We start from the raw sequence: 26731 nt of genomic DNA, 5'->3' as shown, positions 1-26731 counted from the left end.
GCGGGGGGTTGGCGATGTTCGAGCAGCAACTTGAGGAAGTGGTCGTCGAAGTCGACATCGCGTCGATTTCGACGGCGGAATCACCGCGAAGTTCAGGGGAGGACCCGGAGCACATCCAAGCGCTGGCGGAGACGGAAGTCACGTTACCGCCCATCATCGTTCACCGGTCCACGATGCGGGTGGTCGACGGGGCCCACCGGCTGCGGGCCGCGGAGCTCCGCGGCGACGAGAAGATCGAGGTCAAGTTCTTCGACGGCAGCAAGGCCGATGCGTTCGTCCTGGCCGTCGGCTCGAACATCACCCATGGCCTGCCACTGTCGATGGCGGACCGGAAGTCCGCGGCCGCGCGCATCATCGTGTCGCACCCCCAGTGGTCGGACCGCATGATCGCGTCGGTCTCGGGGATCTCGGCGGGTACCGTCGCGGAGATCCGCCGACGGACGTCGGCCGAGGAGGCGGCCGGCGGCAGCCGTATCGGGCAGGACGGCCGGGTCCGTCCCATCAACAGCGCCGCGGGGCGCGAGCTGGCGAGCAGGCTGATCACGGCGAACCCGGGGCTGTCGCTGCGCCAGATCGCCCGGGCCGCGGGGATCTCCCCGGAGACCGCACGGGACGTCAGGAACCGTATGAGCAGGGGCGAGGACCCGCTGCCGAAGGCGCGCGGCGCGGCGCAGGCCGGGGGCCGGCGGACCGAGGCGCTGAGCCGGTCCACGGCGGGCGCGGCCACCGCCGAGGTGGTCCCGATGACCGACCGCCTCGCGGCCGTGCACCGCCTCACCTCGGACCCCGCCCTGCGGTTCAACGAAACGGGCCGCAGGCTGCTCCGGCTGCTCAACATCAACATGCTCAGCACCGAGGAGTGGCAGGAAATCATCGCGAACGTGCCGCCGCACTGCAGCGGCATCGTCGCCAGCCTCGCCCGTGAATGCGCGGGGATGTGGGACGAGATCGCGGTCCGGGTGGATCTCCAACTCGCCCAGTAGTCCAGCGGCGTCTGGCCGGTGACGTGTCGAGGGGCGGTCCTTCCGGACCGCCCCTCGGCCGCCGGGCATGGTTCAGGCCCCGCCCAGGACGGTACTCAACTGCTCGCACATCCAGTCGAGTTCCGCGGGTTCGATGGTGAGGGGCGGGGCGAGCCGAATGGTGGAGCCGTGTGTGTCCTTGGCCAGTATCGACCGGTCCAGAAGTGCTTGGCATGCCTGGCGCCCGGTCATGAGGGCGGGGTCGATGTCGATCCCGGCCCACAAGCCGCGGCAGCGGACGGCGACGGCGCCGTGCCCGATCAGGCCTTCGAGCCGACCTCGCAGCTGCTTGCCGAGTTCGGCCGCCCGAGCCTGGTACTCGCCACCGCGCAGCAACTCGACGACCGCGTGGCCGACGGCGGCCGCCAGCGGGTTGCCGCCGAAGGTGGAGCCGTGGCTGCCGGGGCGGATCACACCGAGAACGTCATGGCGGCCGACGACCGCGGAGACGGGCACGATACCGCCGCCGAGCGCCTTGCCGAGGACGTAGATGTCGGGGGTGACATCCTCGAATTCGCAGGCGAACGTCGTACCCGTGCGGCCCAGTCCTGACTGGATCTCATCGGCGATGAAGAGCACGTTCTCGCGACCGCACACCTCCCGCACCCGCCGGAGGTAGCCCCGCGGCGGGATCAGCACACCGGCTTCGCCCTGGATGGGCTCGAGCAGCACGGCCACAGTGGTCTCGTCGACCGCGGCTTCCAGGGCCGCGGCGTCGCCGTAGGGGACCGTGCGGAAGCCGGGCGCGAAGGGGCCGAATCCCTCACGGGCGAGGGGGTCGCTGGAGAAGCCGACGATCGTGGTGGTCCGTCCGTGGAAGTTGCCGTCGGCGACGATGATGGTGGCGCGGTCCGGGGCCACGCCCTTGCGTTCACACCCCCATCTACGCGCGACCTTGATGGCGGTTTCGACGGCCTCGGCGCCTGTGTTCATGGGCAGGACCGTGTCCATGCCGGCGAGGTCGGCCAGGTCTCGGCAGAAGGGTCCGAGGCGGTCGTTGTGGAAGGCCCGGCTGGTGAGGGTGATGCGTTCCAACTGCTCGCGGGCCACGGCCGTCAGCCGGGGGTGGCGGTGGCCGAAGTTGAGAGCCGAGTAGCCCGCGAGGCAGTCCAGGTAGCGGCGGCCTTCCACATCGCTGACCCAGGCGCCCTCGCCGGAGGCCAGCACCACCGGAAGGGGGTGGTAGTTGTGGGCGGTGGCCGTCTCGGCCAGGGACAGGTGGTGCCGGGTTGTGGAGCCGGGGGCGGGATTGGCGGGTGCGCCGGTGGTGGTCATGACGGGGTCCTTGTGATCGAGCGAGGTGTCGGGGCGTCAGGCGATCAGCTCGGCGGCGGCCAGATAACCGGCGAGCATGGCGCGGGCGACATCCCGTATCCGCTCGTCGGCCGGCAGGAAGGTGGGCGAATGGAGCTGTTCGGAGCCGCCGTGGCTGCCCACGAACACCATCAGCGAGGGCAGATGTTCGCAGAAGAAGGAGAAGTCGTCCGAGCCCGCGGACCGCAAGTCGGCACCGGCGCGCAGGCCGAGACTGCCCAGCAGGGGCCGGGTCGCGGCGGTCAGCGCCGCGTCGTTGTGGAGGACGGGCTCTCCGTGGTCGATGGTCACCTCCGCGGTGCAGCCGTGGCTCTGTGCCACCAGCTCCGCGACCTCGGCCAGCCGGGAGTGCAGGATGTCGCGGTCGCGACCGTCCAGCGCCCGCAGTGTGCCGCGGGCTTCGGCGGTGCTGGGGATGACGTTGGCGGCGGTGCCGGCCGTGAGGGTGCCGATGCTGAGGACGGTGTGTGACATGGGGTCGGTGCCGCGGCTGACCAGGCTCTGGAGGGCGACGACGACGTGGGCCAGGGCGACGACGGGATCGCGGGTGAGGTGCGGGTAGGCGGCGTGGCCGCCGCGCCCCCGCACGGTGACCGTGAACTCGTCGGCCGAGGCGTTGACACCACCGGGGGTGCAGGCGACGGTGCCGACCGGCAGCAGGGGCTGGACATGTGCCCCGATCACGGCCCGGCAGCGCTCGCGCTCGAGGATGCCGTCCTCGACGAGGTCCCGGGCGCCGGAAGGATAGGTCTCCTCCCTCGGTTGCAGAACCGCCAGCAGTGGGGCGGGGCCACCGCTGGAGTCGACGGCGCGGGCCAGGGCGGAAAGCGCGGCCAGATGGATGTCGTGGCCGCAGGCGTGCATGATGCCCGGGTGCTCGGAGGCCCATGGCGCGCCGGTGGCCTCCCGCACGGCGAGCGCGTCGAGTTCACCGCGGACCGCGATCGCGGGCCCCGGGCCACCGACGCGTACGACGGCCCCGGTGTCGGCGACCTTGGTGGTGGAACCGGTGGGCAGCGCGGCGAGCAGGAGATCGCGGGTGGGGGCTTCCGCACCGGACAGGCAGGGACGTGCGTGGATGCGGTGGCGCAGTTCCACGGCGGCCGGCAGTTCCTCCTCCAGGGCGGCGGACAGCGTGGCGAGGTGGTGGTGTTGGTTCATTCCGCGGTCTCCAGCCGGTAGACGCGACGGGCGTTGTCGCGGCCGATCATGCGCACCACCTTGAGGGCGTCGTCCGGGTCCCATTCCCCGCTGCCGGTCCAGGCGGTGATGGCTCTGGTCATGCCTCGGCGCCACAACAGGGCGCCGAGGTAATGCAGTTCGGGCGGCCCCCATGCGTCGGAGGAGAAGAGGATCTTGGCGAAGGGAGCGAGTTCCAGTGATTCGGCGATGACGGCGTCGGAGCGCACACCGGTGTAGTTGATGCCGAGGCCGACATCGAAGTACACATGAGGGAAGACCTGGGCGAGATAGCCCGCGTTGCGCTGGAAGGGGTAGCAGTGCAGCAGCAGCAGGTCGGTGCCGTGCGGCTCCACGTTCTTGATGAACCGGGTGAGCAGGAGCGGGTCGCACCGATGGAGTTCGACATCCGGGTCGCCGTACCCGGCGTGCAATTGGATCGGCAGGCCGCGGTCGACACCGCACCACAGGGCGAAGCGCAGCAGAACCGGGTCGTCGACGCGGATGGTGCCGGTCTCTCCACACGCCCTGAGCCAGGTGTCCGCCGCGGCGGACACCTCGTGGTCATGGGGGCGTCCGGGGTCGAAATCGAAGCCGTGGCGGTAGGCGATGATGCTCTTGAGACCGACCGCGGTGGCCGTGCGGGCGGCCAGGGTCTCGCGGAACAGGTCGGGAAGGGCGGCGGCGGTGACACCGCCGCGCACCACGTCTTCCAGTACGGTCTCCAGGCGTACCACCTCGTCGACGCGGCGGCCGGAGGCGGCGGCCATGCCCTGAGGGTCGAGGATGTCTTCCCCCTTGTAGCCGGTCTCCAGCAGATAGTGGCCGATTCCGGAGGCCCTGAGCAGTCTGCGGTTGACCTCCTCGGTGCCGAGTTCGCGGCGCCGGGCCAGGTATGTCTCGGGATCGGCATGCGGCGCGAGGCCGAGCGCGGGGGCGCACCAGCGGCGGACGGCGAAGCCGATCTGTGAGTCGAACTGGGTCATCCACGGCGGGATCGGGCGGTCGGACTCGGTGAGCATCCGCTCCAGCGCGGCACGGTCGGCCTCATGGCGCAGGGCGCCGTGCACATGGTGATCCACGAGAGGGAGCCGCTCGATCTCGGCGGCGAGCCGGTCAGTAGACATTCCGCACCCTCCGGATGCGCTCCGCGTCGTCCAGGCCGTCGAGCTGGGCGAGTTCGGACCGTTTGACGGACAGGTGGGTGGCCAGCAGCCGCGGGTCGAACCAGGACCGGACGGTGTGGTCCTTCTCGAGGGCGTCCAAGGCCTCGTCGAGGCTCGCGGGCAGGGCCGGGGCCTGGGCCAGCACGGACTCGTCGGTCTCCTCCGGCCATACGGTGGGCTCGTCGTAGTTCCGGGTGAGGCCCGCCAGACCGGCGCGGATCAGGACGGCCAGCGCGAGCCAGGGATTGGCCGTGGCGTCGGCGGCGCGATATTCCAGGTTGAACTGGGCGGCGGGGTCCGAGCCGCCGAGCGTGGTGGTGGGGCAGATGCGCAGCAGCGCCTCGCGGTTGCGCTCGGCCAGGAACGCCCCGCCGCTGCTCCAGCGGTGCGGTGTCAGGCGCAGAAAGGACACCGGACTCGGCGCGGTCAGGCCGGTGAGCGCGGGGGTGTGGGCGAGGATGCCGGCGCTGAACCGGGCACCGGTGGCGGAGAGCCGCCCGGGGCGCCGCGGGTCGTACAGGGCGGGGCGTCCGTCCGCGTCGCGCAGACTCAGGTGGATGTGCACACCGTTGCCGACTCCGGCGGTGGCGACGAGCGGGGAGAAGGTGACGGGCAGACCACGGCGCCGGGCCAGATCACGGACGAGTTCCTTGAGGAGCACGGCACGGTCGGCCGCGGCCAGAGCCTCGGCGGGGCGCAGGGTGAGCTCGAACTGGCCGTCGCCGTATTCGGGAATCCACGTCTCCGGCTCAAGACCGGTGTGTTCCAGCAGCCGTACCAGATCCGTGCCGAAGGGTTCCGCGTCCCGGAAGCGCCGCAGTGAGAACGGGGCGCTCTCGGGCAGCCCGTCGAGGACGAATTCGTGCTCGAAGGCCGCGACGACCTCCAGCCCGGTGTGTTCGCGCAGCTCCGTCAGGGTGTCGCGCAGGAAGGTACGCGGGCAGCACGCCCAGGGCTGCCCGTCCGGCAGCGTCTGGTCGGCGAGGTAGAGCAGCATTCCGGGCGCGGTGCTGTCGGCGGGGATGCCGACCGCGGTGGCGGCGTCGGGGACCAGCCGGAGGTCGCCCCGGGAACCGAAGACGTTGTCGGGGGCGATCGGCCCGAACGAGGAGATCGCGAGGTTCGCGGGGACCCAGCCGGTGCCGCCGCGCAGCACCGCGTCATGTGCGGCGGATGGCACTGACCTGCCCCGCACCAGGCCGGCCAGGTCACATGTGGCGACGAAGACGGTGGTGGAGCTGTCGGCGGAGAGTGTCATGAAACCACCTTGGTGTTGTCAGCGGCCGGCTCGGGGCCCGGTTCACGTCCGACGCCGGTGTCCCCGTTCAGCTCACTGGTGAGACGGGTGCCGATGCGCCGTGCGAGCGAGGGAGCCAGCAGGATGATGGCGACGCCGGTCAGGCACCAGGCCGCGGCGATCCAGGGAAAGTAGGTGTAGGGCGCGCTGAGCCCGGTGGACTGCTTGACGAAGACGAAACAGAGGTAGCCCAAACCGATGAGGGGGATGGGGAGTTCGCGTCGGGGGACGGCGCCGCGGCCGGAGAGCGTGAAGACGATCACGCCGGCTCCGGCGAGGGCGTAGACCACCAGGACGCACAGCACGCCGATGGTCGCGTACCAGTAGTAGGTGTCGAACGCGGAGGTGCCCACGCCGTACATGACCAGGGTGAACGTGATTCCCACGCCACCGCAGAGCCACAGGGCCCTGGTGGGGGCGCCGGTGCCGGGATCGGTTCGGGTGAGCACCGGCGGACCGAAGCCGTCGCGGGCCAGCGCGAACACCATGCGGGACGCCGCGGCGGAGGAGGACAGCGCGGCGGCGAAGGCGGAGGCCACCGCGGTGAAGGCGACGACGAGCGAGAACCAGGTGCCCACGTAGCTGTCGGAGAGCGTCACCAGCGCCGATTCCGCACCGGCGAACGCGCTCACCCCCTTGTCGTCGGTGCCGAAGCCGATGGTCTGGACGAACATCATCAGGACGTACAGAACACCGGTGAGCACCACACTGCCCGCCAGGGCACGCGGGATGTTGCGCCGGGGGTCGTCGGTCTCCTCGCCCAGGGACGCGCAGGCCTCGAACCCGGCCCAGGACAGAAAGGCGAAGACCGTCGCGGTCATCACGGCGCCGTAGGTGGCGGCGCCGGGTGTGAACACCGACAGGTCGAAGGACTGGTGGCGAGGGGCCGATCCGGTGCCGGTGCGCCCGATCACGACGGCGGCGAGCAGCAGCATCGCCACGATGCCGATGCCTTCGACGATCAGCAGGGTACGGGCGGTGATCCGGGTGTCACGCGAGTTGAGCGCGGTGACACCCAGGCCGGCGGCGATCGCCACGGCGGCCCAGGGGCCCGTGGACGTCACACCGAGGGAGTGCAGGAACGCGTGAGCGAAGACACCCGTCGCGGCGAGGGTGCAGACGAGGAAGGCCAGATAGGTGCCCAGCAGGGCGAAGCCGCCGAAGAAACCGGCGCGGGGCCCGATGGTCGCCCCGGCCAGGGCGTAGACGGATCCGGCGTGATGGAAGTGCTGGGTCAGCCGCCAGAAGCCGTAGCCGACGACGGCGACACCGAGGAGACCGAACAGGAAGACGAGGGGCACCGCCTTGCCCACGGTGGCCGCGACGCCGGCACCGTTGAGGCCCATGGCCAGGGTGGGACCCATGAGGCCGACGGAGAGAGCCAGCGCCTCCCAGAGGCGCAGTTTGCGTGGCGGATGAGGATGATCGGGCACGACGTACTCCCGAGCAGAAGGGGGCCACATGAGCGTGGCCCGCGGACACCCTCATGAAATATTCATTACATGCGTCACGTCAACGGTGATGCTGAAACAAATTTTTCATGACGTCGCGGTCCCGCCCCGCCATATGTCCTCCGTCGCCCGCATCCGCTCCTCGGCCGCCGGCCCCAGGCGCGCGTGCACGGCGGCGACCAGGGTCTCCACCAGTGCCAGGGGGGCGACGATGCTGTCGAACGGACTGGGCGCCTCGACCCGCGCGGGGAGCACCACATCGGCGAACTCGGCCACGGGCGACAGCCACGGATCCGTGAACAGCACGACCTTCGCCCCCTGCTCATGGACGTGCCGGGCCAGCTCCACGGTGTCGTCCTGATAGCGGCGGAAGTCGAAGACCACACACACGTCCCGCCGGCCCACATCGACACGGAACCCCGCGTCCCGTCCCGGGGCGGGGGCGTGCACGATCGTCCCCGGACGCAGCACCCGAAGGTGCAGATCGAGGTATTCGGCGAGGAGCTGGGAGAAGCGGCCGCCGAAGCACGCGATCCGTTTGGCCGGGTCGCAGATCAGACCCACCGCGTGATCGAACTCCTGCTCGGGGAGGGCGGCGAAGGTCTGCCCCAGCGTGGCGGTGCCCACCTGCCGTGCCGCCTCCACCAGCTCGGACGTCGGCGAATCGGCGCCGATCACCGGCGCCAGGGTCAGCGGCGACGCCTGGCGCGCCTGCACCTCCTCGCGCAATGACTGCTGGAACTGCCGATAGCCGTCGAATCCGAGCCGGGCGACAAAACGCACGACGGTGGGCGCGCTGACCCCGGCCTGGGAGGCGAGCCCCGACGCGGAGTTCAGCCCGGCGGCCGGGTAGTTGGCGGTCAGCTCTCGGGCGATCTTCATCTCGGCCCGGGAGAGACCGCCCTGTACGCGGCGTAGCCGCTCGGCCACGGTGACTCCCAGGTCGGAGGGCTCCTCCGCGCCGCTCGCCGGCTCCGTGTCCCCGGCGCGGCTCGCATGATCGCTTCGGTCTCCGGCCCGGTCGGCCATGGGCTTCCCCTCTCCGCACTGTCTGACGCGACGATCGTTGCACAGCGCGCGGGCACCGAGGAGGCACTCGGGCCCTCGGAGGGAGCGCCCCGGCCTCCGCCCGCCGGAGCGCGGGCCGCCGCACCGGGGGTGGGTGGCACCCGGTGCGGCGGCGGTTCGGGGGAGGGTGGTCAGCCGACCCGGACGGTCCTGGACATTCCGGGGGCCACGGAGACGACGGCGTAGGTGTACGTCATGCCGTCCACCGTCTTCGTCCGTACCGGGCGCCGCTTCCCGTCGACGGTGATCCGGCCGTGCTTGCCGGGGAACCGGGCCTCCCAGGTGTAGGCGGCGCTCCCGGAGGTGTGGGCGAGGGTGGAGGAGGTGGTGCCGTCGTGGCGCAGGCTGAAGGTGCTCTTGCCGACGCGCAGCTGGTCCAGCTTCAGCCAGTCCATCCCGCTGGGCAGCCGTGACCGGGTGGTCAGGGAGCGATGGGGCGCGTCGGGCGCGACGCCCATCAGCCCCTGGACCGTCTGGCTCAGGAGGGTGAAGGACACCTCGGGATAGTCCCCGTTGGGGCCCTGGCGGGTGACGGTGTGCTGGGTGTTCCGCTGCTCGTAGATGTGGCGCATCCACTTCCAGGCCGTGTCCGCGCGGTTGTGCCGGAAGAAGGTGTCGGGGAGGTAGGTGAGGGCCTCGATGTTCCCGGGCCTGCCCGGGCCGCTCGCCTGCTCGTCGATGTAGTCGAGGTAGGCGTCGTTGCGGGGGCCGGGGTCGATGATGCCCTTCATCGGCATGAACCAGCTGTTCTCCTTGCCCCAGCCGGTGACCGCCGTGCCATCGGTGCGGTAGGCGCGCACCATGGACGCGCCCGATCCGCCACCGCTCCAGGTGTCGTTGAAATACTCCTTGAGCCGCTCGGCCCGTGCGGCGGACGCGGCCGCGAGGGCGCGGTCGCCCTTGTCGCGTGCGAGCTCCGCCAGCGCGCGGTACGCCTGGTACTGCGCCGCGATACCGTCTCCGGCCTCGGCGAGGTGCTCGTCGCCCTCCTCGTTGTAGCTGGCGGCCCCGGCGAAGATGCCCTTCCCCGTGCCCTCGGCCACCTTGACCTCCCGTTGTCCTTGGTGCCATCGTGCAGATCGACGAACTCCCCGGTCGCGTGGCGGTAGTAGTCCCAGAGGGCGGGGTCGTCGAGGTAGGCGCGGTCGCCGCTCCAGCGGTAGGCCTCATTGGCCTTCTCCACCAGTTCGAAGGTGGCGGGCACTTCGCGGACGAAGTCGTCGGGGCCGTGGTAGTCGATCGCGTGCGCGGTGCTGGTGTCGAAGTTGAGCGACCAGACCGGGTAGTAGCGGTGTTCGGCCGTGGCGGAAGCGGCGTAGGAGCGGAGCATCGACTTGTTCTCGGCGCCGAGCCCGAGGACGGCGGCTCCGCCGAGCTGGTGGGCGAAGTCGCGCGAGTAGTACGCACTGCGGTGGGCGTAGCCCGCCCAGTACGCGGGGCCGTAGGTACCGGTGCCGGTTCCCGATCGGTGGTTTTCGTCGACGTTCAACGGGCCGGTGGTTCCGGGGAGTTGCACCCAGCTGCTGGCCTTCCGCTTCGACCAGGTGAACATCTCCACGATTCTCGGGTCCGAGGAGCTGATCACGGGGTCCACCGGGGATGACGGCGACACCATGACGTCGTCGGCGTTGACCCAGCCGTCGCCGGATTCGAAGGCGATCTCCAGCTGGTCGTCGGGGGCGAGGGCGACCCGGCTGATGGTGAAGCGGGCGTACGTCGGGCGGCTGGGCAGCGCGACGGAGCCCTTGACCTTTCCGTTCACCCGCACCGTGAAGTGGGCGCCGGGCCCTCCGGTGGCGATCCACGCGGAGAAGTCATAGGTGCCGGAGCGGCGGGCCGTGATGGTCTGGGACGCCTTCTTGCCCGGGCCCGCGTCGAGGTAGAGCAGCCGGTCGCCGCCGTGGGGCAGGTTGGTGGCGGTTCCGGCGCCGGAGGTGAGGGTCCAGCCCGCGCCCTCCTGCTCGAAGCCGGGATCGGTGACGGTCAGCAGGGCCGGTGGGGTGGCCGCGGCGGGCGTCCCTCCCGCGGGCAGAAGTGTCACCGCGAGCGCGCCGAGCGCGGACAGCACGGACAGCGCGGGCAGGCGGGAAGGTCTCATCGTTTCTCCCGGTCGTCAGCTGGCGTGGACGGGAGCCGGGCGGCCCTTGGGGCGGTGACGCTAGCAATCGGCCGGACCAGCTTGCAATGAGCATGCGCATGATTTCTTGGACACTCTCAGGATCGCAAATAAAGTCTGCAGAAAGATTGCAGCGAATCTTTGCAAGTACTACGTTCCTGGCGTCACCCCTCGTGCCACGGCGCGGCTGTGCACGCAGCCGCAGACAGGGATCAGCCATGAATGTCTCGCCCGTGAACACTCCCCTCGGTATCGACCGCCGAAGACTCCTCCAGTTCGGCGGCGTGCTCGCCGCCGCCACCTCGCTCTCCGCGTGCTCCGGCACCGGTTCCGCCGGGGCCGGCGGCGTGGGCGACAAGAACAAGGGCTCCATCACCGTCTGGAGCTGGCAGGGACCCGCCACCGCGCTCAAGGCACTGGTGCCGGAGTTCCGCAAGAAGCACCCGGGCATCGAGGTGACCGTCCAGGACATCGGGAACCCAGCCATCTGGGACAAGATCACCACCGCCATGGCGGCCGGCGGCGAGGGGCTCGCCGATGTGCTGCACATCGGCGTCGACTACCTCCCCGGCTACACCGAGAAGTTCCCGGACGGACTCGCCGACCTGGGCGGGCTGGGTGCGAACACATACCGCGGGGCCTTCGCCCCGGGTCTGTGGCGCACGGTCTCCCCGGACGGCACCCGGGTCAACGCCCTTCCCTGGGAGGCCAATTCGGCGGGCTTCTGGTACCGCGCGGACCTCTTCGAGAAGGCAGGTGTCGATGCGGGCGCCCTGGCCACCTGGGACGACGCCATCGAGGCCGGAAAGAAGATCAAGGCCAACACCGGCACTCGCCTCATCGGCATCGACAAGCCCGCTTCCCAGGCCGACGCCGCCAACTTCTTCCAGACGCTCCTCCAGCTCCAGGGCACCTTCTACTTCAACGCCGCCGGTGACATCACACTCGACTCCCCGGAGGCGGTGCGTGCCATGGGGATCGTCAAGCGGCTGAACGACGCCGGGCTGGTCAGCGACTTCTCCGGCGGCTGGAACACGATGGTGAGATCGCTGAAGAAGGGCACCGTCGCAGTGCAGCCCTCGCCCACCTGGTTCGGCGGTGTCATCGAGCGCGAGGTGCCCCAGCAGAAGGGCAAGTGGCGCGTCCAGCTGCCGCCGGCCGTCCGCCCCGGCGGCTCCCGTTCGGCCACCGTCAACTCCACCCACCTCGCCGTCGCGGGCAGTAGCCCCCACCAGGCCGCCGCCTGGTCCTTCGTCGAGTACGTCCTCACCCGCCCGGCCTCACAGGTGAAGATCTACCGGGACCAGGCCATCGCCCCGGCCCTGATGAAGACGTACGACGACGCCGCCTTCCACGAGCCTTCGGCCTACTTCGGAGGACAGCGGCGAGGAGAGGTCTTCTTCAAGGCGCTCAAGGCGCCCTCCCCGGCGTTCAACTACTCCGCCGACTACGCCCGCGCGCTCAAGGCGGTCACCGACGCCCAGACCAAGGTGCTGCTCAAGGGCGCCGACCCGGCCGATGTGCTGGGCGGCGCCGCCGACCAGCTCGGCAAGCAGACCGGACGGAAGATCGTCCGATGAGCGCGGTCCTCCACAAGGCGCCGGCGGCCACCGCCCCCGCCGGAGTGGCCCGGTCGAGGAGAAGCCGACCGCGCGGGCGCCTCGCCCCCTACCTCTTCATCCTGCCCGCCCTCGCCCTCTTCGCGGCGTTCAAGCTCTACCCCATCGGCTGGTCCTTCGTGCTCAGCCTCCACAGGACGGTGGGCGGCACCGACACCTTCGTGGGCGGCGACAACTACCGGCGGCTGGTCGACGATCCGCTGTTCTGGACCGCGCTCAAGAACACCGCCGTGGTGCTCGCCGTCCAGGTCCCGGTGATGCTGGCCCTCGCCACCGGACTCGCCGTGGCGCTCAACTCGACGCTTCTGCACGGGCGTTCGGTCTTCCGGCTGGGCTTCTTCCTGCCGATGGTCACCGGTCTGGTGGCCTACGGCATCGTCTTCTCCGTCCTCCTCCACCAGGAGTACGGCCTGGTCAACTGGTTCCTGGAACTCTTCGGCGCCGACGGCGTCCCCTGGCTGACCGACCCCCTCTGGGCGAAGATCTCCATCGGCCTCGCGCTGACCTGGCACTACACCGGCTACAACGCGGTGATTCTGCTGGCCCGGCTGCAGACCGTACCGAAGGAGCTCTACGACGCGGCCGCCGTGGACGGAGCGGGACCCTGGCAGTCCTTCCGCCAGGTGACCCTGCCGGGGATCCGCCCCGCGCTGCTGCTCACCACGGTCCTCTCCACCATCGGCACCCTGCAGCTCTTCGACGAGCCGTACATCCTCACCGGGGGCGGCCCGGACAACGCCACCCTGACCATCGGCGTGTACCTCTACCAGACCGCCTTCAAGTACTTCGACTTCGGCTACGCCTCGGCCATCGCCTATGTGCTCGCCGTCCTCATCGGAATTCTCGGACTGATCCAGTTCCGAGTGCTGGGAGGCGAGTCATGAGACCCGCGCGGCGCCGCCATGCCATCCTGCTGACCTCCTCGCTCGCCATCACCTTGGCCGCGGTGGTCATCCCCCTCTACTGGCTGATCATCGCCAGTACCCACAGCAGCCGTGAGATCTTCGACAGCCCCCCGCCCCTGCTGCCCGGCGGCCACCTCGCGGAAAACCTCGACACCCTCCAGCGGACCGCGTCCTTCGGTCGCGTGGTGCTCAACTCCACGCTGATCGCGGCCATTTACACCCTGTGCGCCGGCGCGGTGTGCACCCTCGCCGGATACGGCTTCGCCAAGTACCGCTTCAGGGGGCGCGAAGCGCTGTTCGGACTGCTGATGCTCGGGCTGGTGATCCCGGTCCAGGTGACGCTGATCCCGCTGTTCAAACTGATGGCCCAGCTGGAGTGGCTCAACACCTACCAGGCCGTGGTCATGCCGAACCTTGCTCTGCCGTTCGGCATCTTCCTCATGCGCCAGTCGATGGCCGCCCTCCCCGATGAGCTGCTCGACTCGGCCCGGATGGACGGCTGCGGCGAGCTGCGGCTGTTCTGGAAAGTGGTCCTCCCACCGATGAGACCCGCCCTCGCGGCACTCGCCATCTTCCTCTTCCTCTACCAGTGGAACGACTTCATCTGGCCGCTGATCGTGCTGCGCGACAGCCAGTCGTTCACCATCCCCGTGGCACTCGCCGCTCTCCAGGGGCTCAACAACACCGACTACGGGGCCATCCTCACCGGTACCGCCGTCGCCGCGGTGCCGATGGCCGTCGTCTTCCTCGTGCTGCAACGCCACTTTGTCTCCGGCCTGCTGGCCGGTGCCGTGAAGGAGTGACCATGTCCCACGCGACCCACCAGGCCGTCACCACCGCGGAGCTGGCTCCCGCGGCCTGTGAGCCGCTGCTCGACGGAGTGAGCATCGCGGTGGCGGCCCCCGGTGCGGATGTCTCCTGGGACCTTGTGGAGGAGCCCGGGGGGCCCAGCACCCTGTGGCTGCGGGCCGATGGCGCCCCCGTCGAGGTGCGGTTCTCCGTACCGCTCGGGGATGCCGCCGGATACTGGCATCCGCGCGTCGGATGGCATCGCACCCTGCCCGCCGACTGGGCGGGGCGGTCGGTGGCCTCCCTGGTCGGCGGACACGCGGCGGGGTGCCTCTACGACCACTCCGGCGCCACTCTGCTGACCTTCGCGGCCGTCGATCCGGTTCCGGAGACCGCCCTGCGGTTCGGGGTCTCGGAGGAGAACGACACCTATGTCGTCCATGTCCATCTGCCCGCGTCGAACGGCCCGCACCGGTTGCTGCTCGTACCGCGCGCGGAGTCGGTCGCCGCGGCGCTGCGCGTCCTGCGCGCCTGGTTCACCGCCGAGGTGGCGGCGCTGCCGGTGCCCGACAGCGCCCGCACCCCCGTCTACTCCACCTGGTACGCCTTCAACCAGCAGGTGGACGCGGTGTCCGTGGAGACCCAGGCCCGGCTGGCCGCCGACCTCGGCTGCGGAGTCCTGATCCTGGACGACGGGTGGCAACGCCACGGCCACGGGCGCGGCTACGCGGGCTGCGGCGACTGGGAGCCGGACGGGGCCAAGTTCCCCGACTTCACCGCACATGTCGCCCGGGTCCGCGGCCACGGACTGCGCTACCTGGTCTGGATCGCCCCGCTCCTGCTGGGCCCACGGGCCGCATGCCACCGGGAGTGGGCACCGTACGCCACGCGCCCCGCCACGGTCCCCGGCGCCGCCGTCCTGGACCCCCGCCACCCGGAGGTGCGCTCCCGGATCGTCGAGCGTTGCGTCCGCCTGGTGCGCGACCACGGACTCGACGGCCTGAAGGTGGACTTCCTCGACCAGGCCATGGTGTACGCGGGCGACGGCGCCGGGGACGTCGGAGCGGCCATGGCCCTCCTCCTGACCGACCTGCGGTGCGCGCTGCAGACCATCCGCCCCGATGTGCTGCTGGAACTGCGCCAGCCGTACACCGGTCCCGGGATGGCTCCGTACGGCAATATGATGCGTTCCCTCGACTGCCCCGCGGACGCCATCGCCAACCGGGTCCGCACCATCGACACCTCACTTCTCACCGTCGGTGGCGCGGTCCATTCCGACATGCTGCTGTGGGATCCTTCCGCGCCGGTCGAGGCCGCGGTGCGCCAGCTCATCGGCACCCTCCACTCCGTACCGCAGCTTTCGGTGCGACTGGACCGGCTCCCCGCGGCCCACCGTGAGGCGATCGGGTTCTGGCTCGCCGAATGGCGCCGTCTGCGTCCGCAGCTGCTGGACGGAACGGTCGAGCCCGGGCGCCCCGACGAGCTCTACCCGCTGGTCCGTTCGGCCGCCCATGGAGTGTGCGTCATCGATGTGCACAGCGACCGCGTCGTACCGCTGCGGCCCGCCGGGCAGCAGGAGATCGTGCTGGTCAACGCGGGCCCGGCGGACCGGCTCACCGTGGCGGCGGAGGGAGACGCCCGCACCGCGGACATCACGGTGCACGACCCCCGTGGCCGTATCATCGACCGGTGTCGGCGGGTGCTCACACCCGGCTTGCACACGGTGCCCGTACCGAGCATGGGACTGGCCACACTCCGGATCAGGGAAGGCGGCACACAGTGAAGGTGGGGATCACCGAGGTCGCCACGCGGGCAGGGGTCAGCGAGGCGACCGTCAGCCGTGTGATCAACCGGCGGCCGGGAGTCTCCAAGAAGACCCGCGACACCGTTGAGCAGGCCATGGCCGAGCTCGGCTACGAACGCCCGACCCAAGGCCAGCTGGTCGCCCTGCTCACCGAGCACGTGTCCAATCCGTTCTTCGCGGACGTGGCCGAGCGGATCGAGTCCTCGCTCGCACCCCATGGCCTGAAGACGGTGGTGTGCCCCGCGTTCCCCGGCGGTGTCCAGGAGCGCGACTTCATCGCCTCCCTGGTGGACAAGGGCATCGCGGCGGTGGTGTTCCTCTCCGCGTCGAACACGGTCGAGGGAGCGGATCTCGAGACCTACGAGATGCTGCGGACGCGCCGTATTCCCTATGTGGCCATCAACGGGGAGTTCGCGGACGGTGTGCCCGCGCCCGTGTTCTCCACCGATGACGTCCTGGCCGCCGAACTGGCCGTCGACCACCTTCACCGGCTCGGACACCGCAGGATCGGCATGGCCTCCGGCCCGGTGGGCAACCACCCGGCCGACAAGCGGGTCGAGGGATTCCGCACGGCCATGGCGAAGCGCGGCATCGAGGACCCCGAGCGCTGGGTGATCCGGCAGTCGTACACCGTCGAGGGCGGCCAGTCGGCCGCCACCACCCTGCTCGGTCTCGGCGCTACCGCGATCGTCGCGGCGAGTGACTACATGGCACTCGGCGCCATCCGCGGGGTGCGGCGCCAGGGCCGCTCGGTGCCCGAGGACATCTCGGTGGTGGGATACGACGGGACGATGATCACCGAGTTCGTGGACCCTCCGCTCACCACGGTGCGTCAGCCCGCCGACCGGCTCGCGCTGGAAGTCGGCCGTACGGTGCTGGCCCTGGTCAGCAATCGCGATGTGCCCACCGGTGAGCTGCTGTTCGACCCCGAGCTGGTGATCCGCGCCAGCACGGGCCCGGCTCCCTCCTGACCGCGGCCACTTCCCGCCCGCTGGTGCGGCAGTGTCCAACCAGCGGGAATCCGTGGTTGGACACGCGGGCCGAGCCCATGTGCCGACACGGCGGTCCGGCCAGGACGAGGGGCCCGTCCTGGCCGGACCGCCTCCGCGGACGCCGCTCACCGTACGGTGCGCAGGCTCCGGGCCTCGGTGACATCGGCGCAGCCCGCCAGCCCCAGGGACGACCGCAGTTCGGCGGCCAGCAGCTCGAACACCCGCCGCGCACCCGCCTCCCCGGACGCGGCCAGACCCCAGATCACCGGCCGCCCCACCAGCACCCCGGCCGCGCCGAGGGCCAGGGCCCGGAGGATGTCCGTACCGCTGCGGACACCGCCGTCGAGCAGCAGCTCGCAGCGGCCGTCGAGCACGGGTGCCAGCTCGGCCAGCGCGTCCAGGCTCGGCACGGCCCCGTCGAGCTGACGGCCGCCGTGGTTGGAGACCACCAGCGCGTTGACCCCGGACTCGGCGGCGCGCAGCGCGTCCTCGCGCGCCAGGACGCCCTTGAGCACCAGCGGCAGCCGCGTATGCTCCCGCAGCCGGTCCACCATGGCCCAGGTCAGCGCCGGGGAGAACATCTCACCGGTGTGCGCGGCCACGGCCGAGGCACCGGCGGGCCGGAGGTGTGCCGTCCCGCCCGCGTCGATGTTGGCGGCCCGCACCCCGGCCGGGAGCGTGAACCGATTGCGGATGTCCCGCGGCCGGCGGCCCATCCACGGCACGTCCACGGTGAGCATGAGCGCCGCACAGCCCGCGTCCTCCGCCCGGCGGGCGAGCTCCAGCGTCCGGGCGCCGTCGCGCAGCCAGTACAGCTGGAACCAGACCGCCCCGCCGACCGCCGTGATCTCCTCGACCGGCACACTGCTCAGCGTGGAGACCGCGAACGGCACCCCCGCGGCCTTCGCCGCCCGGGCGGTGGCCAGTTCACCGTCCTCGCTCACCAGCCGGTGATACGCCACCGGGGCCACCGCCAGCGGCAGCGCCGCCGGACGGCCGAGCAGCGTGGCCTCCGTCGTGCACCGCGAGACGTCCCGCAGCACCCGGGGCACGAGGAAGGTGCGGTCGAACGCCGCGCGGTTGGCAGCCAGCGTCAGCTCGTCACCGCTGCCGCCCGCCACGAAGTCCCGGACGTCGGGCGGCAGGGCGGCGGCGGCGGCGCGCTCGAGGTCGGCCAGGCACTCGACATCGCCGACGGCGTCAGCGGCTGCCTCGGCCGCACCGCGAACGGTGCGGTCAGCGCCGGAAGTCACGCTGCCCGGTCCTCTCCAGCTCCACGGCCTCGTACAGCGCCTTGATGTTCGCGCTGCCGAAGGTCTGGGCGCCCTGCCGCTCGATGACCTCGTAGAAGAGGGTGTGCCGCGGGTGGGTGGAGGCCGTGAAGATCTGGAACAGCTGCCCGTCGTGGTCCTCGTCCGCGAGCACCCCGGTGGCGCGCAGATCGGCGAGGCGCCGCGGGCTGAGGCCGATCCGCTCACCCAGCAGGTCGTAGTAGGCGTCGGGCGTGGTGAGGAAGGTGACGCCGCGGTCGGACAGGGCGCGCACGGAGCCGACGGCGTCGTGCGAGGAGAAGGCCAGGTGCTGCACGCCCGAGCCCTGGTGGCTCTTCAGGAACTCGTCGATCTGCCCCGGCAGGGCCGTGTCGTCGGGCTCGATGAGGGTGAGGGTGACGGCGCCGGACGGGCTCTGTACGACCTTCGAGTGCATCGCCTGGGCGCCGACGACGATGTGCTCCGCGAAGACGTCCCGGAAGCCCAGTGCCCGCTGGTAGTACGCGACGGCCGGGCCGAGGTCGCCGGTGCCGAGACAGACCGCGATGTGGTCGATGTCGAGCAGACCCACCTCGGCCGGGCCCGCCTCGACCGGACCGACCTCGGCCGGGCCCGCCTCGATCGGACCCACCTCGGCGCCCGGTCCGTCGGGCCGCTGCTGGCCGTCCGTCGGCACGAAACCCGCGGGCAGTCCGGGGCCCGCGTCCGGCGCGCGCTGGACCAGGGTGTGGACCACGTCCCCGAAGCCGTGCACGGCGGCGGTGACGGACGGGCCGTCACCGGTGTGCCGGACCGGTTGCAGGTGGACACCGGCACCGTTCGCCACCGCCACCTCGAAGGCCGCCCGCACATCGGCGGTGCGCAGCGCGATGTCCGCGACGCCGTCGCCGTGGCTGAGCACGTACGCCGAGGCGGGGTGGCGGTCGGAGGTCGCCTGGGTGAGCACCAGCGTGATCTCGCCGTGCCGCAGTGCCAGGCTGCGGTGGTCCGCGGAACCGCCGCTGCCGACGATGGCGAACGCATACCGGTCGACCCACTGGAACGCGCTCGAATCCAGGTTCTCCACATACAACTCGACATAGTCGATGGCGAGATCCGCGAGCGGCTCCGCGGCATTTGGTGAATTCGTCATGATGGCCCCCCAGATGCGGAAGAAAACCGAGCCCGCAGAACTTTAGGCGGCCATAAGCGCGTCCAGCCATCGATGCCATTACGGCGGTTAGCGGAACTCGTGGACGCCGGGCCTTCTCCATAAGCTGTGCCGTGTTTTGTGTTTCCGGGTCGCGGTCCTCTTGGACGGGACGGGTGATGTCTTGTGATGCACACGATGGCTGTCATCGGCACCGGCCTCATCGGTACGTCGGTCGCGCTCGCCGCCACCGGGCAGGGCGTGTCGGTGTATCTCTCCGACCGGAACCGGGCCGCCGCCAGGACCGCCGCCGCACTCGGCGCGGGCCGGGCGGAGGACCCGCCGGAGCCGGTCGACCTGGCCGTGCTCGCGGTGCCGCCGAGCCGGATCGCCGAGGCACTCATCGCGGCCCAGGAGCGCGGTCTGGCCCGCGTCTACACCGATGTGGCGAGCGTGAAGGCGGGCCCGGAGCGGGCCGTGCTCGCCCGCGCCCCCGAACCCTCCCGCTACGTCGGCGGCCATCCGCTGGCCGGCCGGGAGCGGTCGGGGCCGCTGGCGGCGCGGGCCGAGCTGTTCCGGGGGCGGCCCTGGGCGCTGACGCCGCACTGGCTGACCTCGCGCGCCGCCCTCGACCGGGGTCTGGAGCTCGCGGAGTTGTGCGGCGCCGCCCCGGTCGTCATGCGCAGCCGGGAGCATGACGAGGTGGTGGCGCTGACCTCGCACGTTCCGCATCTGCTGGCCAGCGTGATGGCGGCCCGGCTGCGCGACGGCCCGGCCGGGGTGCCGCTGCTGGCCGGTCAGGGGCTGCGCGATGTGACCCGGATCGCCGCCGGGGACCCCCGGCTGTGGAGCGACATCCTGCGGTCCAACGCGGCCGCCATGGCGGGGGTCGTGCGGGAGCTGCGGGCCGATCTGTCCCGGGTGGCGGCGGCGCTCGACCTGCTCGCCGAGGAAGACGTGCTCGCCGAGGACGACTACGGAGGCCATGACCAGGGCGTACGGACCCTGGAGGACCTGCTGGCCCGGGGCGTCGCCGGGCTCGCCGGACTGCCGCGACCGGGCGCCGGTCCGCCCGTGGCCGAGGCGGGCCTGCGGATCCTGGTCCCGGACCGCCCGGGGGAGCTGGCCCGGCTGCTTGGCGCCGTCGCGGCGCTCGGCATCGCCGTGGACGACGTCGCCGTGGAGGCCGTGGAGGCCGTGGAGGCCGCGGAGGCGACCGGGCTGCGGGTGCGCGTGCCCGTTCCCATGGCCGACGCCGAGCGGATCGGGGCCAAGCTGGGCGCCGACGGATGGGACCGGGCACCGGCTGAGTCGGTGCCCGCGGGATAGCGCTCCACAGGGCCGCCGACAAGCCTGTCCAAGCGCGCAGTTCGAGCAATTGGACGGCGTTGTCGAAAGGCCGACCGACGTGTGATGCTGAAGTATCCGAGCCGCCCTCATACAGCCGCCCTCATTCAATTGCCGCCCGGGGGAATTCATGGCAGGAACCACCGTCGCCGCGCAGACCCGTCCACGGGACCATCTGGAAATGGCAGAGCTGCACGGCAGCGTTTCCGAGCCGGTGCTGGACACGATGAACTTCCTCAATGAGGTGACCCATCGCTATCCCGACGCGATTTCCTTCGCCCCGGGCCGGCCGTACGACGGCTTCTTCGACACCGAGCAGGTCTTCACCCACATCCGCCGCTATCTGGACCACCTGGCGGAGCAGGGAAGTTCACCGGCGGACATCCGCACCGCGCTGTACCAGTACGGGCCGACCGCCGGTCAGATCCGCCAGATCATCGCGGACTCGCTGCGCGTGGACGAGGACACCGATGTGCCGGCCGAGTCCATCGTGGTGACCGTCGGTGCCCAGGAGGCGATGCTGCTGGTGCTGCGGGCGCTCTTCGCGGGCCCCGACGACGTCCTGCTGGTCTCCAGCCCCTGCTATGTGGGGATCACCGGCGCGGCCCGGCTGCTGGATGTGGCCGTGTGCCCGGTGGAGGAGCGCGAGGACGGGTTCCACGCCGCCGATCTGGAGGCCGCGGTGCTGGCGGAGCGGGCGCGCGGCCGCCGCCCCCGCGCGTTCTACGTCGTGCCCGACCACTCCAACCCGTCCGGGAACACCATGGGCCCGAAGGCCCGGGAGGAGCTGCTGGAGCTCGCCGAGCGCCATGACTTCCTGGTGCTGGAGGACAGCCCGTACCGGCAGGTGAGCCCCGGCACCCCGCTGCCGACGCTGAAGTCCCGGGACCGGGCCCGCCGCGTGGTGCACCTGGGCTCGTACTCCAAGACCGTCTTCCCCGGCGCCCGGGTCGGGTTCGTCGTGGCCGACCAGCGGGTCCGGGACGCCGCGGGCGGTGAGCGGCTGCTGGCGGACGAACTCGCCAAGATCAAGAGCATGGTGACGGTCAACACCTCGTCGCTGAGCCAGGCCGCCGTGGCGGGCGCGCTGCTCGGCGCCCGGGGCCGCCTGTCGGAGCTGAACGCCGAGGCGGCCGCGTACTACGGCGAGGCGATGCGGGAGGTGCTGCGGCGGCTGGACGCCCGGCTGCCCGCCGCCCGCCGGGAAGCCCTCGGGGTGCGCTGGAACGAGCCCAGTGGTGGCTTCTTCCTCACCATGCGGGTCCCGTTCCGGGTGGACAACACCGTACTGACCACATCCGCACAGGACTTCGGCGTGATCTGGACGCCGATGGCGCACTTCTACCCCGGCACCGGTGGCCACCACGGCATCCGGCTGTCCATCAGCTATCTGACGCCCGCCGAGATCGACGAGGGCACGGCGAGGCTCGCGCGCTTCATCGAGGCGCACATCGAGGCGCACAGCGCGTCGCACAGCGCGCCGCATGACGCGTCACCCAGCGCGTCGCACAGCACCAGCGGATCCCAGTGAGAAAGGTGAGGCAACGTGTCCGGACTGAGTCGCGGTCGCCGGCCCCGGAGCAAGCCGCGTATGTGGGGGTGGACCTTCCGATGACCCTGGCAGCCGAGTTACGGCCCCGCGCCCTGGGCGTGGGGACGGCGGTGACATCCACGTCGTACACCCAGCAGGAGGTGCTCGACGCCTTCGAGATCACCGACCCCAAGATCCGTTCGGTCTTTCTCAACAGCGCCATCGACCGCCGCCATCTGACGCTCCCGCCGCCGGACGGCAAGGGCGGCCGCGTCCCCGAACCGCAGGGCGACCTGCTCGACAAGCACAAGGCCAAGGCCATCGAGATGGGCGCCGAGGCGCTGCGCGCCTGCCTCAAGCGGGCCGGCGCCGAGCTGGCCGAGCTGCGCCACCTGTGCTGCGTGACCTCCACCGGACTGCTCACCCCGGGGCTGAGCGCCCTGCTCATCAAGGAGCTCGGCATCGACCGGCACTGCAGCCGCTCCGACATCGTGGGCATGGGCTGCAACGCCGGGCTGAACGCCCTGGGCGTGGTCGCGGGCTGGACCGCCGCCCACCCCGGCGAACTCGCCGTCGTGCTCTGCGCCGAAGCCTGCTCCGCCGCGTACGCGATCGACTCCACGATGCGCACCGCCGTCGTGAACAGCCTCTTCGGGGACGGCGCGAGCGCGATCGCGCTCCGCTCAGGACCGGACGGCGTGGCCGACCCCGAGGGGCCGCGCATCCTCAAGTTCGCCAGCTGCATCATCCCGGACGCGTCCGACGCCATGCGCTACGACTGGGACCGCGAGCAGGGCCGCTTCAGCTTCTACCTGGACCCGCAGATCCCGTATGTGGTCGGCGCCCACGCCGAACTGGTCGTGGACCGGCTGCTGGCGGACACCGGGCTGCGCCGCGGCGACATCTCCCACTGGCTGGTGCACTCGGGCGGCAAGAAGGTCATCGACGCCGTCGTCGTCAACCTGGGGCTCACCCGGTACGACGTCCGGCACACCGTCGGTGTGCTGCGCGACTACGGCAACGTGTCCAGCGGCTCGTTCCTGTTCTCCTACGAACGGCTCCTGGACGAGGGAGTCGCCGAACCGGGTGAGTACGGCGTGCTGATGACCATGGGGCCCGGTTCCACGATCGAGACGGCGCTGGTCCAGTGGTGAGCGCGGAGGGTGTCATGGAAGAACTGCTGACCGTGGCGATCGACGGGGCCGAGCCGCCGACCGCCGCGACCGTGAACGCCGTACAGGCCGTGTGCGAGAAGGCCGAGGACCGCCCCGGCCGCGGAGTCGTCGCTGTACAGGCCGGCGGGGCCCCGGCGGCGGACTGGCCCGGCGACCTCGATGTGATGCGCGTCAGCAAGTGGGAGCGGACACTGCGCCGCCTGGAGCGGCTGCCCCGGGCCACCGTCGCGGTGGCCTCGGGCGACTGCGGCGGCGCGGCCCTGGACGCCTTCCTCGTCTGCGACATCCGGGTGGTCACCCCGGGCACCCGGCTGCTCGTCCACGGCGACACCACGGCGACCTGGCCCGGCATGGCCGGCTACCGGCTCGTCCAGCTGGCCGGACCCGCGCGGGTCCGCCGGGCGCTGCTGTTCGGCGCGCCCATCGAGGCCCCCGAGGCGCTCGCGCTCGGCGTGGCCGACGAGCTGGCCGACGACCCGGCCGGTGCGATCGCGGCCGCCGCCGGGCTGGTCAGCGGGCTGGCCGGGAAGGAGATCGCGATCCGCCGGCAGCTGCTCTTCGACGCCGCGACGACCAGCTTCGAGGACGCCCTCGGCCCCCATCTGGCCGCCTGCGACCGGGTGTTGCGGCGGCCGGTGGGGGAGGCGTCATGACCGTGGTGGAGGCGTCATGACCGTCCCGCTCTGGCCGGAGCTGCGGCAGGCGGCCCACCGCGTCGACGAACTGGTGGCGAAACTGCCCGAGCCCGGCGCCCGGGGACCTGAGGAGCGGGCCGAGCTCGCCGCGGCCAAGGACACCGCCCGGGCGCTGCGGACGCGCTATCTGCACACCCACGCCGACGCCGTGTACGACCACCTCACCAGCGGCGGCGCCGACGAGCTCCGCATCGCCGAACTCGTCGGCGCCGCCGCGGCCGCCTTCCCCGCGCTGCTGCCCACGGCCGGGCGGCTCGCGGCCGACCGCGCCCGGCGGCAGGCGGACAAGGAGGGGTACGAGATCGATCAGGGCATCTTCCTGCGCGCCGTGCTGGGCTCGCCCCGGTCCGGGCCGCATCTGCTCGACGCGATGCTGCGGCCGACGCCGCGGGCGCTGCGGCTGCTGCCGGAGTTCACGAGGACCGGTGTTCTCGAGACGACGTCCGTAAGGATGGAGCGGTGCGACGGCGCGGCGTATCTGACGATGTGCCGGGACGACTGCCTGAACGCGGAGGACGAGCAGCAGGTCGACGACATGGAGACCGCCGTCGACCTCGCGCTGCTCGACCCGGAGGTGAGGGTCGGGGTGGTGCGCGGCGGCCCGATGAGCCATCCCCGCTACCGGGGCCGGCGGGTGTTCAGCGCGGGCATCAACCTCAAGAGCCTGCACGCCGGGGCCATTTCGCTGGTCGGCTTTCTGCTCCGCCGCGAGCTGGGCTATATCCACAAGCTGGTCAGGGGAGTGCGCACCGACACCGCGCCCTGGCACTCCCCGACGGTCGAAAAGCCGTGGGTCGCGGCCGTCGACACGTTCGCCATCGGCGGCGGCACCCAGCTGCTGCTCGTCTTCGACCATGTGCTCGCCGCGTCGGACGCCTACCTGAGCCTGCCCGCGGCCCGGGAGGGCATCGTGCCGGGGGCCGCGAACTTCCGGCTCGGCCGGCACACCGGACCCCGGATCTCCCGGCAGGTCATCCTCCAGGGCCGCCGGATCCGGGCCACCGAGCCCGACGCCCGGCTGCTGATCGACGAGGTGGTCGAGCCGGAGGAGATGGACACGGCCGTGGCCGGCGCCGTGGAACGGCTCGGCGGCCCGGCGGTCGTGCCCAACCGGCGGATGCTGGGCGGGGCCGAGGAACCGGTCGAGGAGTTCCGCCGCTATATGGCCGAGTTCGCGCTGCAGCAGGCCCTGCGCCTGTACGGCGAGGACGTCATCGGCAAGGTCGGCCGGTTCGCGGGGCAGGGCGCATGACCGCGGCCGCGCCCCGGTGCGCCACCGAGAAGAGCGAGTAGCGCGAGAAGTGCGAGAAGTGCGAGAAGAGCGAGAAGAGCGAGAAGAGCAATGAACGCCAGGAGGGGGAAGCAATGAGCAGTGAGGGTCGTGAGCAGTACGACGTCGTGGTGGTCGGGGGCGGTCCCGGTGGGTCGACGCTGGCCGCGCTCGTCGCCATGCGGGGCCACCGGGTCCTGATTCTGGAGAAGGAGACGTTTCCGCGGTATCAGATCGGCGAGTCGCTGCTGCCGTCCACGATCCACGGCGTCTGCCGGATGACCGGAGTGGCGGAGAAGCTGGCCGCGGCCGGGTTCACCCCGAAGAAGGGCGGCACGTTCCGCTGGGGTGCCAACACCGAGCCGTGGACGTTCTCCTTCTCGGTGTCCCCGAAGATCGCGGGTGCCACCTCGCACGCGTACCAGGTCGAGCGCTCGAAGTTCGACAACATCCTGCTGGAACACGCGGTGGAGAAGGGCGCGGAGGTGCGCTTCCGGGTGTCGGTCTCCGATGTGCTCGAGGACGGTGAGCGGGTCACCGGCGTGCGGTACACCGACGCGGACGGCACCGAGCACGAGGTGCACGCCACGTACGTCGTGGACGCGTCGGGCAACGGCAGCCGGCTGCACAAGCGGGTGGGCGGCACCCGGGAGTACTCGCAGTTCTTCCGCAGCCTCGCGCTGTTCGGCTACTTCGAGGGCGGCAAGCGGCTGCCCGCCCCCAACTCGGGCAACATCCTGTCCGTGGCGTTCGAGAGCGGCTGGTTCTGGTACATCCCGCTCACCCCGGACCTCACCAGCGTCGGCGCGGTCGTCCGGAGGGAGAACGCCGACAAGATCCAGGGCGATCCGGAGCGGGCCCTGCTGGCGCTCATCGACGAATGCCCGCTCATCAAGGAGTATCTGTCGGACGCCACCCGGGTGACGGAGGGCCAGTACGGCCAGCTGCGGGTGCGCAAGGACTACTCGTACCACCAGACCACGTTCTGGCGGCCCGGCCTCGTGCTCATCGGCGACGCCGCCTGCTTCGTCGACCCGGTCTTCTCCTCCGGTGTCCACCTGGCCACCTACAGCGCCCTGCTGGCGGCCCGCTCGATCAGCAGCAGCCTGGCCGGGATCGTCTCCGAGGAGGCGGCGTTCACCGAGTTCGAGGCCCGCTACCGCCGGGAGTACGGCGTCTTCTACGAGTTCCTGATGTCCTTCTACGACATGCACGTCGACGAGAACTCCTACTTCTGGTCGGCGAAGAAGGTCACCCGCAACCAGCACACCGAGCTGGAGTCGTTCGTCGAGCTGGTGGCGGGCGTGTCGTCCTCGGAGTTCGACCTCGACGGGGCCGAGTCGGCCGCGCTGCGCATGAAGTCCAAGTCCGCCGAGTTCGTCTCCGCCATCGACGAGATGTCCGCCGACGCCGAGGGGAACATGACGCCGCTGTTCCGCTCCTCCGCGGTGCGCCAGGCGATGCAGGAGGGCGCGCAGGTGCAGAGCCGGGCCTTCCTCGGCGAGGACCTCGGCCCCGATGTGCCGATGTTCCCCGGCGGGCTCATCACCTCCGACGACGGCATGCTCTGGCAGCCGGGGCCGGCCTGACG

General features: G+C 71.1%; 22 protein-coding genes. 12 read left to right on the top strand and 10 right to left on the bottom strand.

The window, feature by feature from the left end:
• Positions 1-14 precede the first annotated feature (14 nt).
• The gene (locus JK364_RS42440; RefSeq protein WP_201856784.1) at positions 15-983 is read left to right on the top strand and encodes a ParB/RepB/Spo0J family partition protein; all 969 of its coding nucleotides are present in this window, start codon (positions 15-17) and stop codon (positions 981-983) included.
• A 72-nt stretch (positions 984-1055) separates the two neighbouring features.
• Here the strand turns inward: JK364_RS42440 and rocD are convergent, their stop codons facing one another.
• The 8 genes from rocD to JK364_RS42405 form a co-directional block, all read right to left on the bottom strand.
• Positions 1056-2297, bottom strand: a complete 1242-nt coding sequence (gene rocD / locus JK364_RS42435; RefSeq protein WP_201856783.1) for an ornithine--oxo-acid transaminase — start codon at positions 2295-2297, stop codon at positions 1056-1058.
• A gap of 36 nt (positions 2298-2333) precedes the next feature.
• The gene (locus tag JK364_RS42430; RefSeq protein WP_201856782.1) at positions 2334-3497 is read right to left on the bottom strand and encodes a M20 metallopeptidase family protein; all 1164 of its coding nucleotides are present in this window, start codon (positions 3495-3497) and stop codon (positions 2334-2336) included.
• Positions 3494-4642 (bottom strand): amidohydrolase family protein, encoded by a 1149-nt coding sequence (locus tag JK364_RS42425; protein WP_201856781.1) that lies wholly within the window; start codon positions 4640-4642, stop codon positions 3494-3496. Before JK364_RS42425 ends, JK364_RS42430 begins: the two co-directional genes overlap by 4 nt.
• On the bottom strand, positions 4632-5939 hold the full coding sequence (locus JK364_RS42420) for a type I glutamate--ammonia ligase (protein ID WP_201856780.1): 1308 nt from the start codon (positions 5937-5939) through the stop codon (positions 4632-4634). The genes JK364_RS42425 and JK364_RS42420 overlap by 11 nt, the downstream gene beginning before the upstream one ends.
• Complete coding sequence (locus tag JK364_RS42415; RefSeq protein WP_307841551.1) at positions 5936-7411, bottom strand: APC family permease; 1476 nt, start codon at positions 7409-7411, stop codon at positions 5936-5938. Before JK364_RS42415 ends, JK364_RS42420 begins: the two co-directional genes overlap by 4 nt.
• A gap of 105 nt (positions 7412-7516) precedes the next feature.
• On the bottom strand, positions 7517-8458 hold the full coding sequence (locus tag JK364_RS42410) for a MurR/RpiR family transcriptional regulator (protein ID WP_230993335.1): 942 nt from the start codon (positions 8456-8458) through the stop codon (positions 7517-7519).
• A gap of 170 nt (positions 8459-8628) precedes the next feature.
• Positions 8629-9300, bottom strand: a complete 672-nt coding sequence (locus JK364_RS55995) for a hypothetical protein (protein ID WP_230993334.1) — start codon at positions 9298-9300, stop codon at positions 8629-8631.
• Positions 9225-10595, bottom strand: a complete 1371-nt coding sequence (locus tag JK364_RS42405) for a carbohydrate-binding protein (RefSeq protein WP_230993333.1) — start codon at positions 10593-10595, stop codon at positions 9225-9227. The genes JK364_RS55995 and JK364_RS42405 overlap by 76 nt, the downstream gene beginning before the upstream one ends.
• Positions 10596-10831: 236 nt before the next feature.
• On the opposite strand from JK364_RS42405, the gene JK364_RS42400 reads away from it, so the two are divergent.
• From JK364_RS42400 to JK364_RS42380, 5 genes are read left to right on the top strand one after another with little or no spacing between them, the layout of a single operon-like run.
• Positions 10832-12193, top strand: coding sequence for an ABC transporter substrate-binding protein (locus JK364_RS42400; protein WP_201856778.1), 1362 nt, complete (start codon positions 10832-10834; stop codon positions 12191-12193).
• Positions 12190-13116 carry a carbohydrate ABC transporter permease gene (locus JK364_RS42395; RefSeq protein WP_201856777.1) on the top strand — a complete coding sequence of 309 codons (927 nt, stop codon included), beginning with the start codon at positions 12190-12192 and terminating at the stop codon, positions 13114-13116. The genes JK364_RS42400 and JK364_RS42395 overlap by 4 nt, the downstream gene beginning before the upstream one ends.
• A complete protein-coding gene (locus JK364_RS42390; RefSeq protein ID WP_201856776.1) occupies positions 13113-13940 on the top strand; it encodes a carbohydrate ABC transporter permease in 828 nt (275 codons plus the stop codon). The genes JK364_RS42395 and JK364_RS42390 overlap by 4 nt, the downstream gene beginning before the upstream one ends.
• 2 nt (positions 13941-13942) lie before the next feature.
• Positions 13943-15709 carry a glycoside hydrolase family 36 protein gene (locus tag JK364_RS42385; protein ID WP_201856775.1) on the top strand — a complete coding sequence of 589 codons (1767 nt, stop codon included), beginning with the start codon at positions 13943-13945 and terminating at the stop codon, positions 15707-15709.
• Positions 15710-15711: 2 nt separating this feature from the next.
• The gene (locus tag JK364_RS42380; protein ID WP_307841550.1) at positions 15712-16701 is read left to right on the top strand and encodes a LacI family DNA-binding transcriptional regulator; all 990 of its coding nucleotides are present in this window, start codon (positions 15712-15714) and stop codon (positions 16699-16701) included.
• Between the two features lie 146 nt (positions 16702-16847).
• Here JK364_RS42380 and JK364_RS42375 read toward each other — a convergent pair whose 3' ends face one another.
• Both JK364_RS42375 and hppD read right to left on the bottom strand, forming a co-directional pair.
• On the bottom strand, positions 16848-17975 hold the full coding sequence (locus tag JK364_RS42375) for an alpha-hydroxy acid oxidase (RefSeq protein ID WP_201856773.1): 1128 nt from the start codon (positions 17973-17975) through the stop codon (positions 16848-16850).
• The gene (gene hppD / locus JK364_RS42370; protein WP_201856772.1) at positions 17959-19125 is read right to left on the bottom strand and encodes a 4-hydroxyphenylpyruvate dioxygenase; all 1167 of its coding nucleotides are present in this window, start codon (positions 19123-19125) and stop codon (positions 17959-17961) included. Before hppD ends, JK364_RS42375 begins: the two co-directional genes overlap by 17 nt.
• Before the next feature lie 195 nt (positions 19126-19320).
• Here hppD and JK364_RS42365 point away from each other — a divergent pair, with 195 nt between their 5' ends.
• The 6 genes from JK364_RS42365 to JK364_RS42340 all read left to right on the top strand — a co-directional run bounded on the left by JK364_RS42365 (position 19321) and on the right by JK364_RS42340 (position 26729).
• Positions 19321-20451, top strand: a complete 1131-nt coding sequence (locus JK364_RS42365; RefSeq protein WP_230993332.1) for a prephenate dehydrogenase — start codon at positions 19321-19323, stop codon at positions 20449-20451.
• Between the two features lie 148 nt (positions 20452-20599).
• Entirely contained in the window at positions 20600-22000 is a 1401-nt protein-coding gene (locus JK364_RS42360) for an aminotransferase-like domain-containing protein (RefSeq protein WP_230993331.1), read from the top strand.
• Between the two features lie 80 nt (positions 22001-22080).
• Positions 22081-23154, top strand: coding sequence for a 3,5-dihydroxyphenylacetyl-CoA synthase DpgA (dpgA, locus tag JK364_RS42355; RefSeq protein WP_201856770.1), 1074 nt, complete (start codon positions 22081-22083; stop codon positions 23152-23154).
• Positions 23155-23168: 14 nt separating this feature from the next.
• Positions 23169-23828, top strand: a complete 660-nt coding sequence (dpgB, locus tag JK364_RS42350) for an enoyl-CoA-hydratase DpgB (RefSeq protein ID WP_201856769.1) — start codon at positions 23169-23171, stop codon at positions 23826-23828.
• A 16-nt stretch (positions 23829-23844) separates the two neighbouring features.
• The gene (gene dpgC, locus JK364_RS42345) at positions 23845-25122 is read left to right on the top strand and encodes a (3,5-dihydroxyphenyl)acetyl-CoA 1,2-dioxygenase DpgC (protein WP_201856768.1); all 1278 of its coding nucleotides are present in this window, start codon (positions 23845-23847) and stop codon (positions 25120-25122) included.
• Positions 25123-25235: 113 nt separating this feature from the next.
• Complete coding sequence (locus JK364_RS42340) at positions 25236-26729, top strand: tryptophan 7-halogenase (RefSeq protein ID WP_201856767.1); 1494 nt, start codon at positions 25236-25238, stop codon at positions 26727-26729.
• Positions 26730-26731: the final 2 nt, after the last annotated feature.

Source organism: Streptomyces endocoffeicus (assembly GCF_016741935.1).
Lineage (GTDB): Bacteria > Actinomycetota > Actinomycetes > Streptomycetales > Streptomycetaceae > Streptomyces > Streptomyces endocoffeicus.
Note: the sequence above shows the minus strand (reverse complement) of the source record. Positions and strands in the feature narration are given on the sequence as shown.

Bases quoted from the DNA above. Each gene is read 5' to 3' on its own strand.
- JK364_RS42440 (WP_201856784.1), top strand. From the start codon at position 15: ATGTTCGAGCAGCAACTTGAGGAAGTGGTCGTCGAAGTCGACATCGCG.
- rocD (WP_201856783.1), bottom strand. From the start codon at position 2,297: ATGACCACCACCGGCGCACCCGCCAATCCCGCCCCCGGCTCCACAACC.
- JK364_RS42430 (WP_201856782.1), bottom strand. From the start codon at position 3,497: ATGAACCAACACCACCACCTCGCCACGCTGTCCGCCGCCCTGGAGGAG.
- JK364_RS42425 (WP_201856781.1), bottom strand. From the start codon at position 4,642: ATGTCTACTGACCGGCTCGCCGCCGAGATCGAGCGGCTCCCTCTCGTG.
- JK364_RS42420 (WP_201856780.1), bottom strand. From the start codon at position 5,939: ATGACACTCTCCGCCGACAGCTCCACCACCGTCTTCGTCGCCACATGT.
- JK364_RS42410 (WP_230993335.1), bottom strand. From the start codon at position 8,458: ATGGCCGACCGGGCCGGAGACCGAAGCGATCATGCGAGCCGCGCCGGG.
- JK364_RS55995 (WP_230993334.1), bottom strand. From the start codon at position 9,300: ATGGTGCGCGCCTACCGCACCGATGGCACGGCGGTCACCGGCTGGGGC.
- JK364_RS42405 (WP_230993333.1), bottom strand. From the start codon at position 10,595: ATGAGACCTTCCCGCCTGCCCGCGCTGTCCGTGCTGTCCGCGCTCGGC.
- JK364_RS42400 (WP_201856778.1), top strand. From the start codon at position 10,832: ATGAATGTCTCGCCCGTGAACACTCCCCTCGGTATCGACCGCCGAAGA.
- JK364_RS42395 (WP_201856777.1), top strand. From the start codon at position 12,190: ATGAGCGCGGTCCTCCACAAGGCGCCGGCGGCCACCGCCCCCGCCGGA.
- JK364_RS42390 (WP_201856776.1), top strand. From the start codon at position 13,113: ATGAGACCCGCGCGGCGCCGCCATGCCATCCTGCTGACCTCCTCGCTC.
- JK364_RS42385 (WP_201856775.1), top strand. From the start codon at position 13,943: ATGTCCCACGCGACCCACCAGGCCGTCACCACCGCGGAGCTGGCTCCC.
- hppD (WP_201856772.1), bottom strand. From the start codon at position 19,125: ATGACGAATTCACCAAATGCCGCGGAGCCGCTCGCGGATCTCGCCATC.
- JK364_RS42365 (WP_230993332.1), top strand. From the start codon at position 19,321: ATGGCTGTCATCGGCACCGGCCTCATCGGTACGTCGGTCGCGCTCGCC.
- JK364_RS42360 (WP_230993331.1), top strand. From the start codon at position 20,600: ATGGCAGGAACCACCGTCGCCGCGCAGACCCGTCCACGGGACCATCTG.
- dpgA (WP_201856770.1), top strand. From the start codon at position 22,081: ATGACCCTGGCAGCCGAGTTACGGCCCCGCGCCCTGGGCGTGGGGACG.
- dpgB (WP_201856769.1), top strand. From the start codon at position 23,169: ATGGAAGAACTGCTGACCGTGGCGATCGACGGGGCCGAGCCGCCGACC.
- dpgC (WP_201856768.1), top strand. From the start codon at position 23,845: ATGACCGTCCCGCTCTGGCCGGAGCTGCGGCAGGCGGCCCACCGCGTC.
- JK364_RS42340 (WP_201856767.1), top strand. From the start codon at position 25,236: ATGAGCAGTGAGGGTCGTGAGCAGTACGACGTCGTGGTGGTCGGGGGC.